This window comes from Streptomyces sp. ITFR-21, from assembly GCF_031844685.1.
Taxonomy (GTDB): domain Bacteria; phylum Actinomycetota; class Actinomycetes; order Streptomycetales; family Streptomycetaceae; genus Actinacidiphila.
In genome coordinates, this window is sequence record NZ_CP134605.1 from 5,858,136 (window position 1) to 5,873,366 (window position 15,231).

Annotated in this window: 13 protein-coding genes; all 13 read left to right on the forward strand. The window is 72.7% G+C overall.

Features of this window, described 5'->3' with window-relative positions; genetic code table 11:
* Positions 1-522 precede the first annotated feature (522 nt).
* The 13 genes from RLT57_RS26175 to RLT57_RS26235 all read left to right on the forward strand — a co-directional run bounded on the left by RLT57_RS26175 (position 523) and on the right by RLT57_RS26235 (position 15,231).
* On the forward strand, positions 523-2,445 hold the full coding sequence (locus RLT57_RS26175; RefSeq protein WP_432759762.1) for a DUF5941 domain-containing protein: 1,923 nt from the start codon (positions 523-525) through the stop codon (positions 2,443-2,445).
* Positions 2,442-3,194: a phosphocholine cytidylyltransferase family protein gene (locus RLT57_RS26180; protein WP_311299706.1), complete on the forward strand. Its 753-nt coding sequence runs from the start codon at positions 2,442-2,444 to the stop codon at positions 3,192-3,194. The genes RLT57_RS26175 and RLT57_RS26180 overlap by 4 nt, the downstream gene beginning before the upstream one ends.
* On the forward strand, positions 3,182-4,243 hold the full coding sequence (locus RLT57_RS26185) for an iron-containing alcohol dehydrogenase family protein (protein ID WP_311299707.1): 1,062 nt from the start codon (positions 3,182-3,184) through the stop codon (positions 4,241-4,243). Before RLT57_RS26180 ends, RLT57_RS26185 begins: the two co-directional genes overlap by 13 nt.
* Positions 4,221-5,006: a CDP-alcohol phosphatidyltransferase family protein gene (locus tag RLT57_RS26190; protein WP_311299708.1), complete on the forward strand. Its 786-nt coding sequence runs from the start codon at positions 4,221-4,223 to the stop codon at positions 5,004-5,006. Before RLT57_RS26185 ends, RLT57_RS26190 begins: the two co-directional genes overlap by 23 nt.
* Positions 5,007-5,014: 8 nt before the next feature.
* Positions 5,015-5,908 carry a glycosyltransferase family 2 protein gene (locus RLT57_RS26195; RefSeq protein ID WP_311299709.1) on the forward strand — a complete coding sequence of 298 codons (894 nt, stop codon included), beginning with the start codon at positions 5,015-5,017 and terminating at the stop codon, positions 5,906-5,908.
* Positions 5,909-5,988: 80 nt separating this feature from the next.
* A complete protein-coding gene (locus RLT57_RS26200; protein WP_311299710.1) occupies positions 5,989-6,918 on the forward strand; it encodes an ABC transporter permease in 930 nt (309 codons plus the stop codon).
* Positions 6,905-7,711: an ABC transporter ATP-binding protein gene (locus tag RLT57_RS26205; RefSeq protein WP_311299711.1), complete on the forward strand. Its 807-nt coding sequence runs from the start codon at positions 6,905-6,907 to the stop codon at positions 7,709-7,711. The genes RLT57_RS26200 and RLT57_RS26205 overlap by 14 nt, the downstream gene beginning before the upstream one ends.
* Positions 7,712-8,035: 324 nt before the next feature.
* Positions 8,036-8,923, forward strand: a complete 888-nt coding sequence (hpnC, locus tag RLT57_RS26210) for a squalene synthase HpnC (RefSeq protein ID WP_311299712.1) — start codon at positions 8,036-8,038, stop codon at positions 8,921-8,923.
* Positions 8,920-9,864 carry a presqualene diphosphate synthase HpnD gene (hpnD, locus tag RLT57_RS26215; protein ID WP_311299713.1) on the forward strand — a complete coding sequence of 315 codons (945 nt, stop codon included), beginning with the start codon at positions 8,920-8,922 and terminating at the stop codon, positions 9,862-9,864. The genes hpnC and hpnD overlap by 4 nt, the downstream gene beginning before the upstream one ends.
* A gap of 130 nt (positions 9,865-9,994) precedes the next feature.
* Positions 9,995-11,428 carry a hydroxysqualene dehydroxylase HpnE gene (hpnE, locus tag RLT57_RS26220; RefSeq protein WP_311299714.1) on the forward strand — a complete coding sequence of 478 codons (1,434 nt, stop codon included), beginning with the start codon at positions 9,995-9,997 and terminating at the stop codon, positions 11,426-11,428.
* The gene (locus tag RLT57_RS26225) at positions 11,425-12,495 is read left to right on the forward strand and encodes a polyprenyl synthetase family protein (RefSeq protein ID WP_311299715.1); all 1,071 of its coding nucleotides are present in this window, start codon (positions 11,425-11,427) and stop codon (positions 12,493-12,495) included. The genes hpnE and RLT57_RS26225 overlap by 4 nt, the downstream gene beginning before the upstream one ends.
* Before the next feature lie 99 nt (positions 12,496-12,594).
* Positions 12,595-14,628 carry a squalene--hopene cyclase gene (shc, locus tag RLT57_RS26230; RefSeq protein WP_311299716.1) on the forward strand — a complete coding sequence of 678 codons (2,034 nt, stop codon included), beginning with the start codon at positions 12,595-12,597 and terminating at the stop codon, positions 14,626-14,628.
* 3 nt (positions 14,629-14,631) lie between these two features.
* Positions 14,632-15,231 (forward strand): 1-hydroxy-2-methyl-2-butenyl 4-diphosphate reductase, encoded by a 600-nt coding sequence (locus RLT57_RS26235; protein ID WP_311299717.1) that lies wholly within the window; start codon positions 14,632-14,634, stop codon positions 15,229-15,231.

Genomic DNA, 15,231 nt, shown 5'->3' on the forward strand with positions numbered 1-15,231 from the left:
GTCCGTCCCGCCGCCGTGGGCGACGAAGCCCGTTCGCTGTGTGCGCCGGTCAAGTCAACACCGGTCACGCACCGTGGGCAAGCCGGTACTGGAGACCGTTGTCATGTGCGGTGACCTGCGGTGATGGGAGGTGGTGGCGGAGTAGCCGCCAGGCGGCGCGCGCATCCCGCGGCGGGGCGACGGCCGGGCTCCCGTGGGGCGCTCTGAGGGGGCGCCGGTGGGGCGCCGGTGGGGCGGGGCTGGGCGGGGGTCGGGTGGCGGCCGGACCGCGCGCGGGATGGCCCCGGATGGCCTCATAACGCCCCCCGTCGAGGCCGATCATCACATCTGATGAACAAAGTTCCGGCGAACACACAGTGAACGGCCGCCGTCCGGCATCCGATAGCCTCGCCGTCGTGCCCGGCCCGGCGCCGCTGCCGGCGGCCCGTGGGCATGCCTCCGCACGCCTTGAGGGAGTGGGTTCCGCTGCCGACCGCCATTGTGACCGGCCCCACCGGGGCGCCGTCGCCGCTCGCCGACGACCTGCGGGCGCTGGGATTCGAGCTGGTCGGGGCGGCGACCCCGGCCGCCGCCGCCGAGCGGCTCGCCGCCGTGCCCGCCGCCGAACGGGTGGCCCTGGTCGACCCCCGCTTCCTCGGCCACCGCCACGCGCTGCGCCTGGCGCTGACCGATCCCCGTTTCCCCGCCGCCGCCGTCCCGGGCGCCCTGTCCGTACAGCCGGCCGCCCGCCCGGCGCTGGTCCGGGCGCTGGCGTCGGCCGCCGCCCGGCCGACCCGCCCGGCGCCGGTTTCCGGCCAGCACCCCGCGACCGCGACGGCCGCCGCGCCCGCCGCACCCGGCACGGACGCCGGCACGCTGCTGTCGCCCCCGGGCGTCGCGTCCCCCGGCCCGGTGCCCGCCGGCCCGCCGTCCCCCGGCCCCGCGCCCGCCGGCCCGCCGCCTCCCGGGCCCGCCGCCGACACCCTTCCCGACCTGCTCGCCGCCGCGCTCGCCGCCGCCGGCACCGCGCCGCACCGCCCCGAACTGGGCGTCCTCGTCGCCGCCGTCCCCGCCGACGAGCGGGCACGGGCCCGCGCCGCCGCCGCCGTCGGCGCCGTGGACGAGGAGGAGGTACGGCTGCGCGGCGCGGTGAAGTCCCGTGACGGCTTCTTCACCACCCACTGCGTCAGCCCCTACTCCCGCTACCTCGCCCGCTGGTGTGCCCGCCGCGGCCTGACCCCCAACCAGGTGACGACCGCGTCCCTGCTGGTGGCGCTGATCGCGGCCGGCTGCGCGGCCACCGGGACCCGCGGCGGCTACGTCGCGGCCGGCGTGCTGCTGCTGGCCTCCTTCGTGCTGGACTGCACCGACGGCCAGCTGGCCCGCTACTCCCTCCAGTACTCCACTCTCGGCGCCTGGCTGGACGCGACCTTCGACCGGATCAAGGAGTACGCCTTCTACGCCGGCCTGGCCCTCGGCGCGGCCCGCGGCGGCGGCGACGTGTGGGCCCTGGCGCTGGGCGCGATGGTGCTCCAGACCTGCCGCCACGTGGTGGACTTCGCGTTCAACGAGGCCGACCGGGACGCGGCGGCCGGCGCCGGCCGCGCCGCCGCCCTGTCCGGCCGGCTGGACGGCGTGGGCTGGACGGTCTGGGCGCGGCGGATGATCGTGCTGCCGATCGGCGAGCGCTGGGCGCTGATCGCGGTGCTCACCGCGGCCACCACCCCCCGGACCACCTTCGTGGTGCTGCTCGCCGGCTGCGGCCTCGCCGCCTGCTACACCACCGCCGGCCGGGTGCTGCGCTCCCTGACCGGGCGGGTCCCGCGCACCGACCGGGCCGCGCGGGCCCTGGCCGACCTGGCCGACAGCGGCCCGCTCGCCGGCGCGGTGGCCCGGCTCGCCCGCCCGTTCGCCGGCGCGCTGCCCGCCGTGGCGCCGCCGGCGCTCGCGCTGGCCGGCGCCGCCGCCGTGGCCGGGACCGCCTCGCTCGCCCCCGGCGGCAGCGCCTGGCCGGTGCTCGCGGCGGCCGTATACGCGGTCACCGCCGGCCTGGCGGTGGCCCGCCCGCTCACCGGGGCCCTGGACTGGCTGGTCCCCCCGGCATTCCGGGCGGGCGAATACGGAACCTACCTGGCCCTGGCGGCCTCTACACAGGTGAACGGAACGTTGCCGGCGGCTTTCGGGCTGGTGGCGGCGGTCGCCTACCATCACTACGACACGGTGTACCGCATCCGCGGCGGCGCCGGGGCCCCGCCGCGGGCCCTGGTGCGGGCGGCGGGCGGACACGAGGGCCGGGTGCTGCTGGTGGCGGTCCTCGCGGCCGTGCCGGGGCACCACTCGGGATTCCGGCTCGCGCTGACGGCGCTCGCCGCCGTACTGGCGCTGCTGGTCCTCATCGAGAGCATCCGCTTCTGGGTGTCCTCCGGGGCCCCCGCCGTACACGACGAAACAGGAGAACCCGCATGATCGGCCTCGTGCTGGCGGCCGGCGCCGGCCGGCGTCTGCGCCCCTACACCGACACCCTGCCCAAGGCACTGGTGCCGGTCGGCCCGGAGGGCGCCGAGGACAGCCTCACGGTTCTCGACCTCACCCTGCGGAACTTCGCCGAGGTCGGGCTGACCGAGGCCGCGGTCGTGGTCGGGTACCGCAAGGAGGCCGTGTACGAGCGCAGAGCGGCGCTGGAGGCCAGGTACGGGGTCGCCCTCACCCTGATCGACAACGACCGGGCCGAGGAGTGGAACAACGCCTACTCCCTGTGGTGCGCCCGGGACGTGATCCGGCAGGGGGTGATCCTGGCCAACGGCGACACCGTGCACCCGGTCTCGGTCGAGCGGACCCTGCTGGCCGCCCGCGGGCCGGGCCGCCGGATCATCCTGGCGCTGGACACGGTCAAGAAGCTCGCCGACGAGGAGATGAAGGTCGTCGCCGAGCCCGGCGGCGGCGTGCGCCGGATCACCAAGCTGATGGACCCCGCCGAGGCGACCGGCGAGTACATCGGCGTCACCCTCATCGAGGGCGGGGCCGCCACCGAACTGGCCGACGCGCTGCGCACCACCTACGAGCGCGACCCGCAGCTGTACTACGAGGACGGCTACCAGGAACTGGTCGACCGCGGCTTCACCGTCGACGTGGCCCCCATCGGCGAGATCCCCTGGGTCGAGATCGACAACCACGCCGACCTCGCCAAAGGCAGGGAGATCGCGTGCCTGTACTGACCCGGCTGATCCCCTCCCCGGTGGTCGTCGACATCAAGGGCGGGGCGCTCGCCGACCTGTCGAAGGTCCTCGCCGACCAGCGCATCTCCAGCGCGGGCCGGCTGGCCATAGCGGTCAGCGAGGGCTCGGGCGCCAGGCTGCGCGAACGGCTCACCCCCGAACTGCCCGGCGCCGACTGGTTCGCCGTGCGCGGCGGCACCATCGACGCGGCCGTCAAGCTCGCCGACGCCATCCGCGGCAAGCGGTACGACGCGGTGGTGGGCCTGGGCGGCGGCAAGATCATCGACGTCACCAAGTACGCCGCCGCGCGGGTCGGACTGCCGATGGTCGCGGTCGCCACCAACCTCTCGCACGACGGCATCTGCTCGCCGGTGTCCACCCTGGACAACGACAACGGCCGCGGCTCCTACGGTGTTCCGACGCCGATCGCGCTGGTCATCGACCTGGAGGTGATCCGCGAGGCGCCGGCCCGCTACGTCCGGGCCGGCATCGGCGAGGCAATCTCCAACCTGTCGGCCATCGCCGACTGGGAGCTGTCGCACCGGGAGAACGGCGAACCCGTCGACGGCCTGGCCGCCGCCATGGCCCGCAGCGCCGGCGAGTCGGTGCTGCGCCACCCCGGCGGCATCGGCGACGACGACTTCCTGGTGACCCTCTCCGAGGGCCTGGTGCTCTCCGGCATCGCGATGTCGATCAGCGGCGACACCCGCCCCTCCTCCGGCGCCTGCCACGAGATCAGCCACGCCCTGGACCTGCTCTACCCGCAGCGCGCCGCCGCGCACGGCGAGCAGGTCGGCCTCGGCGCCGCCTTCGCGATGCACCTGCGCGGGGCCCCCGAGCAGTCCGGGCTGATCGCCGAGACGCTGCGCCGCCACGGGCTGCCCGTGCTGCCGGAGGCGATCGGATTCACCGGCCCGGAGTTCGTCAAGGCGGTGCGCTACGCCCCGCAGACCCGCCCCGGGCGGTACACGATTCTGGAACACCTGGACCTGTCCGACACCGATATCAGGGACGCATACGCCGACTATGCCAAAGCCATCAGTAGCTGAACTGCGCCCTGTCGTTCACCCCGGTGGCATCAAGGACCGGAAGAACGGCGAGCACTGGGCGGGGCGCCTGTACATGCGGGAGGTCTCGCTGCGCTGCACGCGCGTGCTGGTCGACTCCCGGCCGAGCCCCAACCAGTACACCGGTCTGATGATCGCCGCCGGCCTGGCGGCCGGTGCCGTGCTGCCGGCGCCCGGACTCACCGGCGCCGTCCTCGGCGCGCTGCTGATCCAGCTGTACCTGCTGCTGGACTGTGTGGACGGCGAGCTGGCCCGCTGGCGGCAGCAGACCTCGACGGTCGGCGTCTACCTGGACCGGGTCGGGCACTACCTCTGCGAGGCGGCGCTGCTGGTCGGCTTCGGCGTCCGGGCCGCGGACGTCTTCCACCAGGACGGCTCCGCCACCCGGTGGCAGTGGGCGTTCCTGGGCACGCTGGCGGCGCTCGGCGCGATCCTGATCAAGGCCGAGACGGACCTGGTGGACGTGGCCAGGATCCGCCGGGGGCTGCCCGCGGCGCAGGAGGCGGCGAACGTGCCGCGCTCGTCCGGGATGGCGCTGGCCCGGCGGGTGGCCGCCGCGCTGCGGTTCCACCGGCTGGTCGGCGGGGTGGAGGCGTCGCTGCTGATCCTGGCGGCGGCGGTCGCCGACCACTTCCACGGCGACCTGCTGTTCACCCGGACCGCGGTGGTGGTGCTGGCCGCCGTCGCCGTTCTGCAGACGCTGCTGCACCTGGTCAGCATCCTGGCATCGAGCAGGCTGAAATGAGGTTCGGTATGGCCGGTACGAAGGACCCGGTGAAGCTCGGGGCGGTCATCATCACCATGGGGACCCGGCCGGCCGAGCTCCAGGACCTGCTGGACTCGGTGGCCAAGCAGCAGGGCCCCGAGGTCGAGGTCGCGGTGGTCGGCAACGGCTCGCCGCTGCCGCCGCTGCCCGAGGGCGTGCGGACCGTGGAGCTGGCGGAGAACCTCGGCATCCCCGGCGGGCGCAACGTCGGCGTCGGGCTGTTCGGCCCCGGGGGGGCCGAGGTCGAGGCGGTGCTGTTCCTGGACGACGACGGCCTGCTGGCCTCCGACGACATCGCCGAGCAGGTCAGGTCCGCCTTCGAGGACGACCCGCGGCTCGGCATCATCAGCTTCCGGATCGTCGACCCGGCCACCGGCGTCACCCAGCGCCGCCACGTGCCCCGGCTGGGCGACTCCGACCCGCTGCGCAGCTCCCGCGTCACCAGCTTCCTCGGCGGCGCCTGCGCGGTGCGTACCCGGGTCTTCCGGCAGGTGGGTCCGCTGCCCGACGCGTTCTTCTACGCGCACGAGGAGACGGATCTGGCTTGGCGCGCCCTTGACGTCGGCTGGCACGTCGAGTACCGCGCCGACCTCGTACTGCACCATCCGACCACGTCACCGGCCCGGCACGCGGTCTATCATCGGCTGGTGGCCCGTAACCGGGTGTGGCTGGCCCGTCGCAATCTGCCCTGGCCGCTCGTCCCGGTCTATCTCGGCGTATGGTTCGCACTTACGCTGGTGCGCCGGCCGTCCGCCAAGGCGCTGCGTGCCTGGCTGGGCGGATTCCGGGAGGGTCTGACGACCCCCTGCGGGAGACGCCGGGCGATGCGCTGGCGCACGGTCTGGCGGTTGACCCTGCTGGGCCGACCCCCGATCATCTGAAAAGCTCGGACCTGAGAGCATCAGGCGCAGCCCGGGATCCCCTGCTCCCGGCGCGCACCTTGAGGACGAAAGTGTCAACTGTGAGCGAGACAACGCACAATGGTGCGGTCGCCGTCGGTGTCCCACCGGCACCCTCGGCCGATGACGGCCTCAGCCCCGCCGAACTTGCGGCCAAGTACGGCCTCTCCGTCAGCGGCGCCCGTCCCGGGCTGGTGGAGTACACGCGGCTCCTGTGGGGCCGCCGACATTTCATCAACGAGTTCGCCAAGGCCAGGACCGCCGCCCAGTACACGCAGGCGCGGCTGGGCCAGCTCTGGCAGGTGATGACACCGCTCCTCAACGCGGCCGTCTACTACCTGATCTTCGGTCTGCTGATCGGCACCAGCAAGGGCATCGACAACTTCATCGCCTTCCTGGTCACCGGCGTCTTCATCTTCACCTTCACCCAGTCCTCGGTGATGAGCGGGGTGCGGGCGATCGCGGGCAACCTCGGCCTGATCCGGGCGCTGCACTTCCCGCGCGCCTCGATGCCGATCGCCCTGACCCTGATGCAGCTTCAGCAGCTGCTGATGTCGATGTTCGTGCTCTTCACCATTGTGCTGATGACCGGTGAGACCCCGGACATGTCCTGGCTGCTGGTGATCCCGGCGCTGCTGACCCAGTGGGTGTTCAACACCGGCCTGGCGATGATCGTGGCCCGGCTCGGCAGCAAGATGACCGACCTTGCGCAGCTGATGCCGTTCATGCTCCGTACCTGGATGTACGTCTCCGGCGTCATGTACAGCATCGACAAGCTCACCGCGACCGCGCCGCACTACGTACGGGTGCTGCTCGACATCAACCCGGCCGCGGTCTACATCGACCTCATGCGCTTCGCGCTGATCGACAGTGTCACCGGCTCGCAGATGCCGCCGCACGTGTGGGCCAGCGCGGTGGGCTGGGCGCTGCTGGTGGGTGTCGGCGGCTACATCTACTTCTGGAAGGCTGAAGAGCAGTATGGCCGTGGCTGAGCAGCAGACCCTGGTAAGCACCCCGGCCTCCGGAAGCCGGGTGCCCACCGTCATCGTGGACGACGTGCACATCGTCTACACGGTGCACGGCGCGGGCACCGGCCGGGGTACCGCGACCGCAGCGCTGTACCGGCTGCTGGCCCGCAAGGGCTCGCCCAACGTGCGCCGGGTGCACGCGGTGCGCGGTGTCAGCTTCACCGCCTACCGCGGCGAGGCGATCGGCATCATCGGCTCCAACGGCTCGGGGAAGTCCACCATCCTGCGGGCCATCGCCGGCCTGCTGCCGCCGGAGAGCGGCCGGATCTACACCGACGGCCAGCCCTCGCTGCTGGGTGTCAACGCGGCCCTGATGAACGACCTGACCGGCGCCACCAACGTGCTGCTCGGCGGTCTGGCCATGGGCATGTCGCAGGAGGAGGTACGGCTGCGGTTCAAGGGCATCGTGGACTTCTCGGGCATCAACGAGAAGGGCGACTTCATCTCGCTGCCGATGCGTACGTACTCCTCCGGTATGGCCGCCCGGCTGCGCTTCTCCATCGCCGCGGCGAAGAACCACGACGTGCTGATGATCGACGAGGCGCTGGCCACCGGCGACCGCGCGTTCCAGCGGCGCTCGGAGGACCGGATCCGCGAGCTGCGCAAGGAGGCCGGCACGGTCTTCCTGGTCAGCCACAACAACAAGTCGATCCGCGACACCTGCGACCGGGTCGTGTGGTTGGAGAAGGGCGAGCTGCTGATGGACGGCCCGACCGACGAAGTCATCAAGGCGTACGAGGCGCACACCGGCAAGTGACCGAACTGCAACAATTCCAGGGCATGATGGGCGACCCCCGCCGGATGATCCGGCGGGGGTCGTGTGTTGTGCCTAGTCGTAGCCTGTCCACCCTGTCATGCCCCCGGCGTACGCAAGGGGATGGCCCGACGTAAGCTGTACCGGTGCTGGGAGCCAGCTGATGATCAATACCGGGGGTGCCGGGGGGTGTGGGACACCTGGTGCGGCGTGTCCGAAATGGGAACTTTCGAGCGGGCGGTGTAGAACGGGGGATGTGGCGGCCATGATGATCGGGACCATCCTGCTCCGGGGCACGTTCGCCGCCTGTGTGCCGGGAACCCCGCGGTGACCGGGGACGACACGTCCCGGGCCGTCCTGGACAAGGCGGCGCGCGAGAACTTCCCCGTGGCACCGGTGTTCCTGCCGCGCGCCTGGCGGCAGGACCTGATGGCCGTCTACGGATACGCCCGGCTGGTCGACGACATCGGTGACGGCGACCTGGTGAACGGCGGCCGGGACGACGCGGCGCACCTGGGCCTGGACCCGGCCGCGGCCGACGACCGGACCGCCCTGCTCGACGCCTTCGAGGCCGACCTGCGCCGGGTCTTCGACGGCACCCCCCGGCACCCACTGCTGGCCGCCCTCCAGCCCACGGTCCGCCGCCACCGCCTCACCCCCGAGCCCTTCCTCGGCCTGATCGGCGCCAACCGGCAGGACCAGCAGGTGCGTCGCTACGCCGGCTACGCCGACCTGCTCGCGTACTGCGAGCTGTCCGCGAACCCGGTCGGCCGGCTCGTCCTGTCCGTCACGGGCACCTCCACCCCGGAACGCGTCCGCCGCTCGGACGCGGTGTGCACCGGGCTGCAGATCGTCGAGCACCTCCAGGACGTGGCCGAGGACCTCGGCCGGGACCGGATCTACCTGCCGGCCGAGGACATGAAGCGCTTCGCGGTGGACGAGGCCGACCTGGCCGCCCCGAGCGCCGGATCCCGGCTGCGCGAGCTGATCGCCTTCGAATCCGGACGTGTTCGCGACCTGTTGGCCGAAGGCACTCCCCTGGTGGGCAGCGTCCGTGGCAGGCTGCGGCTGCTGCTCGCCGGATTCGTGGGCGGCGGACGCGCCGCACTGCGGGCGGTGCAGGACGCCGGGTACGACGTACTGGCGGTATCGCCCAAAGCCACCAAGCCCGGCCTGCTGCGCGAGGTGGGTTCGACATTGCTGAGAAAGGGGTGAGCCGGACCGTGAACGGTTCCGCCCAGACGTCCGGACTGGTACTTGCCGCATACAGGTACTGTGAGACCGTGACCGGCCACGAGGCTCGCAACTTCGCCTACGGGATCCGACTTCTGCCCACGCCCAAGCGACAGGCGATGTCGGCTCTGTACGCGTTCTCCCGGCGGGTCGACGACATCGGCGACGGCGACCTCGGTCCCGAGGAGAAGGTCAGCCGGCTCGACACCACCCGGCACGTCCTCGCCCGGGTCCGCGCCGGCGACGTCGCCGAGGACGACACCGACCCGGTCGCGGTGGCGCTGGCCGACGCCGCGGCGAAGTTCCCGCTGCCGCTGGCCGGACTCGACGAGCTCATCGACGGCGTCCAGATGGACGTCCGGGGCGAGACCTACGAGACCTGGGACGACCTGGCGGTGTACTGCCGCTGCGTGGCCGGCGCCATCGGAAGACTCTCCCTGGGCGTTTTCGGCACCGTCGGTGGGCACGATCCCGCACGTGCCGCGGAACACGCCGACACGCTCGGCCTCGCCCTGCAACTCACCAACATCCTCCGGGACATCCGCGAGGACGCCGGCAACGGACGGACCTACCTGCCCGCCCAGGACCTGGCCAAGTTCGGCTGCGCGGCGGGATTCCCCACCGACGCCCCGCCCGCCGGCTCCGACTTCACCGGCCTGGTGGAGTTCGAAGTACGCCGGGCCCGCGCCCTGTTCGCCACCGGATACCAGCTGCTGCCGATGCTCGACCGGCGCAGCGGCGCCTGCGTCGCCGCCATGGCCGGCATCTACCGCCGGCTGCTGGAGCGGATCGCCGCCGACCCCGAGGCCGTACTGCGCGGCCGGGTCTCGCTGCCCGGCCGGGAGAAGGCGTACGTCGCCCTGCGCGGACTCACCGGGCTCGACGCCCGGCGTACCGCGCGGCTGCCCCGGAGGGACGCGTGAGATCCACCCGCGACGGCGCGGGCCCATCCGCACGAAACGTGACCGAACACGCAACCCCGGCCCCGCCCACGGCGTCACATTCCGCGACGGCTTCCCGCTCTGCGCGGCGCGCCGCGCGAGGGGAGGGCGGATGAGCACCACACACACCGGCGGCGGCACCCGGGCCGGCGCCGACACCGGCCCCGGTCCACGGACCGCGGTGGTGGTCGGCGGCGGACTGGCCGGCACCACCGCCGCGCTCGCGCTGGCCGACGCCGGCCTGCGGGTCACCCTCACCGAGGCCCGGCCCCGGCTCGGCGGGCTCGCCTTCTCCTTCCGGCGCGGCGGACTGACCGTCGACAACGGGCAGCACGTCTTCCTGCGCTGCTGCACCGCCTACCAGTGGTTCCTGGACCGGATCGCCGCCCGCGACCTGGTCACCCTGCAGGACCGGCTCGACGTACCGGTGCGCGACGCCGTCACCGGGCGGCTCGGCCGGATCAGCCGGGCCGCCCTGCCGGTGCCGCTGCACCTGGCCGCGAGCCTGGCCCGCTACCGGCACCTGTCGCTCGGCGAGCGGCTCTCGGTCGGCCGTGCCGCGCTCGCGCTGCGCGGCCTGGACCTGGCCGATCCGGCGCTGGACGACACCGACTTCGGCAGCTGGCTGACCGCCCGCGGCCAGTCCCCGCGGACCATCGAGGCACTGTGGGACCTGGTCGGCGTCGCCACGCTCAACGCGAGGGCCGGCGAGTCCTCGCTGGCGCTGGCCGCGATGGTGTTCACGACCGGGCTGCTGTCCGACCCGGCCGCCGCCGACATCGGCTGGGCCGCCGCCCCGCTCGGCGAACTCCACGACGGCCGGGCCCGTACCGCCCTGGACGCCGCCGGGGTACGCACCCTGCTGCGCACCCGCACCACCGCGATCAAGCAGGCGGCGGACGGCGGTTGGCAGGTGTCGGTCGAGACCGGACCCGGCCGGGCCGAACACCTCGAAGCCGGCACCGTGGTGTTGGCGGTGCCGCAGCGCGAGACCCACGGGCTGCTGCCCGCCGGCGCGCTCGCGGAGCCGGAAAAGCTGTTGCGCATCGGGACCGCGCCGATCCTCAATGTCCATGTGATCTATGACCGACAGGTGCTCCGGCAGCCGTTCCTCGCGGCGCTCGGCAGCCCTGTCCAGTGGGTCTTCGACCGTACCGGCAGCTCCGGACTCACCGGCGGCGGCCAGTACCTGGCGCTGTCGCAGTCCGCCGTCCAGGACGAGATCGACCTGCCGGTCGCCGAACTGCGGGCCCGCTACCTGCCGGAACTGGAGCGGCTGCTGCCGGCCGCCCGCGGCGCCGGTGTCCGCGACTTCTTCGTCACCCGGGAGCGCACCGCGACCTTCGCGCCGACGCCGGGTGTCGGCGCGCTGCGCCCGGGCCCCGGGACGGACGCGCCCGGTCTGTTCCTGGCCGGGGCGTGGACCGCCACCGGCTGGCCCGCGACCATGGAGAGCGCGGTACGCAGCGGCCTGTCCGCTTCCCGGGAAGCCCTGTCCGCCCTCGGACTGCCCTTCGACAACCGTGTTCCGGAGGCGGCGGCATGAGTGCTATTGGTGCAACAAGAGGAGAGAACGTGACCGCTGACAGCGTCATCGGGCTGCTGGAAAACGGCCGCATCCTGACCACCCCGGTGCTCCGCGCGGCCGTGGCACGCCTCGCCCCCCCGATGGACACCGTCGCCGCGTACCACTTCGGCTGGATCGACAGCACCGGCCGGCCCGCGGACGGCGACGGAGGCAAGGCCGTACGCCCGGCGCTGGCGCTGCTGTCCGCGCAGGCGGCCGGCGCGTCCGCCGACACCGGGGTGCCCGGGGCCGTCGCGGTGGAACTGGTGCACAACTTCTCGCTGCTGCACGACGACCTGATGGACGGTGACGAGCAGCGCCGGCACCGCGACACGGTGTGGAAGGTGCACGGCCCGGCGCAGGCCATCCTGGTCGGCGACGCGCTGTTCGCGCTGGCCAACGAGGTACTGCTGGAGCAGGGCACCGCCGACGCCGGACGGGCCACCCGGCGGCTGACCACCGCCACCCGCAAACTGATCGACGGTCAGGCGCAGGACATCTCCTTCGAGCACCGCGAACGGGTCACCGTCGAGGAGTGCCTGGAGATGGAGGGCAACAAGACCGGGGCGCTGCTGGCCTGCGCCTCCTCCATCGGCGCGGTGCTGGGCGGCGCCTCCGAGGCGGACGCCGACGCGCTGGAGGAGTACGGCTACCACCTGGGTCTGGCCTTCCAGGCGATCGACGACCTGCTGGGCATCTGGGGCGACCCGGCCACCACCGGCAAGCAGACCTGGAGCGACCTGCGGCAGCGCAAGAAATCCCTCCCGGTGGTCGCCGCGCTCGCCGCCGGCGGCTCCGCGTCGGAGCGGCTGGGTGAACTCCTGGCCGCGGACGCCAAAAATCCGGAAAACGATGCGTTCAGCGAGGAAGAGTTCGCTATGCGCGCAGCGTTGATCGAAGAAGCCGGAGGCCGGGACTGGACCTCTCAGGAGGCCAGGAGGCAGTACGCGACCGCGATCGGCGCTCTCGACAAGATGGACATGCCGGAACACATCAAGAACAGGCTCGTAGGACTGGCGGATTTTGTGGTGGTTCGCGAGAAGTAGGCACCAACCAGTGGAGCGTTTGACGTCGCCAGTCCCTTTCATGTGACGGCCGACGGCCGCCCCCAACACCGCAGACGTCTCAACTGCAAAGGGGAAGCCATGACAGCGACGACCGACGGCAGTCCGGGTACGCCAACCCACCGGACACCCTCGGCCAGCAGGACCTCGGAACCGGACCCTGTTCCACCCGGTGCCACCGAGGCGGCGGCGCAGCGTGCCGTGCGGCGCGCCACCGACCACCTCCTCAGCCGGCAGCACGCCGACGGATGGTGGAAGGGCGACCTCGAGACCAACGTCACCATGGACGCCGAGGACCTGCTGCTGCGGGAGTTCCTCGGCATCCGCGACGAGAAGGCGCTCGCCGCGTCCGCCCGCTGGATCCGCTCGCAGCAGCGCGCCGACGGCGCCTGGGCCACCTTCCACGGCGGGCCGGGCGACCTGTCGGCCACCGTCGAGGCGTACGTGGCGCTGCGCCTCGCCGGCGACCACCCCGACGAGGCGCACATGTCGCTCGCCGCCAAGTGGTCGCGTGCCGAGGGCGGAGTCGCCGGCACCCGCGTCTTCACCCGGATCTGGCTGGCCCTGTTCGGCTGGTGGAGCTGGGACGACCTCCCGGAACTGCCGCCGGAGATGATCTACCTGCCCAAGTGGATGCCGCTGAACATCTACTCGTTCGGCTGCTGGGCCCGGCAGACCATCGTGCCGCTCACCGTCGTCGGCGCCCACCGCCCGGTGCGCCCGGCCCCCTTCGGCATCGACGAACTGCACATCGACCCCGCGCAGCCCAACCCCAAGCAGCGCAAGGCCCCGATCACCAGCTGGGACGGTGTCTTCCAGCGCCTGGACCAGGTGCTGCACGTCTACCGGCGCGTCACCCCGCGGCAGGTGCGGCGCGCGGCGATGAACGCCTGTGCCCGCTGGATCATCGAGCGCCAGGAGGCCGACGGCTGCTGGGGCGGCATCCAGCCGCCCGCGGTCTACTCGGTGATCGCCCTGCACCTGCTCGGCTACGACCTGGACCACCCGGTGGTCAAGGCGGGACTGGACTCGCTGGATCGTTTCGCCGTCTGGCCCGAGGACGGGGTGCGGATGATCGAGGCGTGCCAGTCCCCGGTGTGGGACACCTGTCTGGCCGCCATCGCGCTCGCCGACGGCGGACTGCCCCCCGACCACCCGGCGCTGGTGAAGTCCGCCGAGTGGATGCTCGGCGAGCAGATCACCCGGCCCGGCGACTGGTCCGTGCAGCGCCCGCAACTCGCCCCGGGCGGCTGGGCCTTCGAGTTCCACAACGACAACTACCCGGACATCGACGACACCGCCGAGGTGGTGCTGGCGCTGCGCCGCGTCGCTTACCCCGACCAGGCCCGCCTGGACTCCGCGGTGGAGAAGGCGGTGCGCTGGAACGTCGGCATGCAGTCGAAGAACGGTGCCTGGGGCGCCTTCGACGCCGACAACACCAGCCCGTTCCCCAACCGGCTGCCGTTCTGCGACTTCGGCGAGGTCATCGACCCGCCGTCCGCCGACGTCACCGCCCACGTCGTGGAGATGCTGGCCGCGCTCGGCCTGGAGCGCGACCCGCACACCCGGCGCGGCATCGAGTGGCTGCTGGCCGAACAGGAGGACAACGGAGCCTGGTTCGGCCGCTGGGGGGTCAACTACATCTACGGCACCGGGTCCGCGGTACCGGCGCTGGCCGCCGCCGGACTGCCGGTCTCCCACCCGGCGATCCGCCGGGCGGTCTCCTGGCTGGAGTCGGTGCAGAACACCGACGGCGGCTGGGGCGAGGACCTGCGCTCGTACTCCGAACAGGAGTGGATCGGACGCGGCAACTCCACCCCCTCGCAGACCGCCTGGGCGCTGCTGGCGCTGCTCGCGGCCGGCGAACGCGACAGCGAGGCCGTCGCCCGCGGGGTGCGCTGGCTCATCGACACCCAGCTGGAGGACGGCTCCTGGGACGAGCCGTACTTCACCGGCACCGGCTTCCCGCGGGACTTCTCCATCAACTACCACCTCTACCGGATGGTGTTCCCGCTGACCGCCCTCGGCCGCTACGTCCGCAACGAACCCTTCGGCGCCGGACACCCCGGCTCCGCCGCGGTCACCGCGGGCGGCAGCACCGGAAAGGGGGCCTAGCCCGTGGGCCGTACCCAGCCGCCGCTGCTGGTGGTGTGCGCTCTGCGCATCGAGAGGCTCGCGCTGCGCAGGGGCACGGCCGAACTCGCCGAACAGGTCACCGTGCTCCGTACCGGCATGGGACCCAGGGCCGCCGACCGCGCCGTGCGGGCGGCCTTGCACGACCCGCGACTGCGGGACGCGGCGATACTGACCACCGGCTTCTGCGCGGGGCTCGCCCCGGGCATGCTGCCGGGTGATGTGGTCGTCTCCGACGACGGGCACGAGAGCGCGGCGCTCGCCGCCGCGCTCAAGGCCGCCGGTCACACCGTGCACACCGGCACCCTCGCGGAGTCCGACCATGTCGTGCGGGGCGCCGAGCGCACCGCACTCGCGGCGAGTGGTGCCATCGCCGTGGACATGGAGTCCGCCGCCATACGGCGCGCCGCCCTCGCCGAGGGGGCGCGCCGTGTCGCGGCGGCCCGCGTAGTCGTCGACACTCCCGAGTACGAACTCGTCCGTGTCGGAACGCTGCGCACCGGATTCATCGCTTTCCGGGTGCTGAGAGATCTTGTTCCCGCCTTTCATGATTGGCACCGCACTACCGCGCTCCCCTGGAGGTGA

Excerpts from the sequence above, each read along its gene's own strand:
- RLT57_RS26180 (WP_311299706.1), top strand. The coding sequence starts at position 2,442 with ATGATCGGCCTCGTGCTGGCGGCCGGCGCCGGCCGGCGTCTGCGCCCC.
- RLT57_RS26190 (WP_311299708.1), top strand. The coding sequence starts at position 4,221 with ATGCCAAAGCCATCAGTAGCTGAACTGCGCCCTGTCGTTCACCCCGGT.
- RLT57_RS26195 (WP_311299709.1), top strand. The coding sequence starts at position 5,015 with ATGGCCGGTACGAAGGACCCGGTGAAGCTCGGGGCGGTCATCATCACC.
- RLT57_RS26205 (WP_311299711.1), top strand. The coding sequence starts at position 6,905 with ATGGCCGTGGCTGAGCAGCAGACCCTGGTAAGCACCCCGGCCTCCGGA.
- hpnE (WP_311299714.1), top strand. The coding sequence starts at position 9,995 with ATGAGCACCACACACACCGGCGGCGGCACCCGGGCCGGCGCCGACACC.
- RLT57_RS26225 (WP_311299715.1), top strand. The coding sequence starts at position 11,425 with ATGAGTGCTATTGGTGCAACAAGAGGAGAGAACGTGACCGCTGACAGC.
- shc (WP_311299716.1), top strand. The coding sequence starts at position 12,595 with ATGACAGCGACGACCGACGGCAGTCCGGGTACGCCAACCCACCGGACA.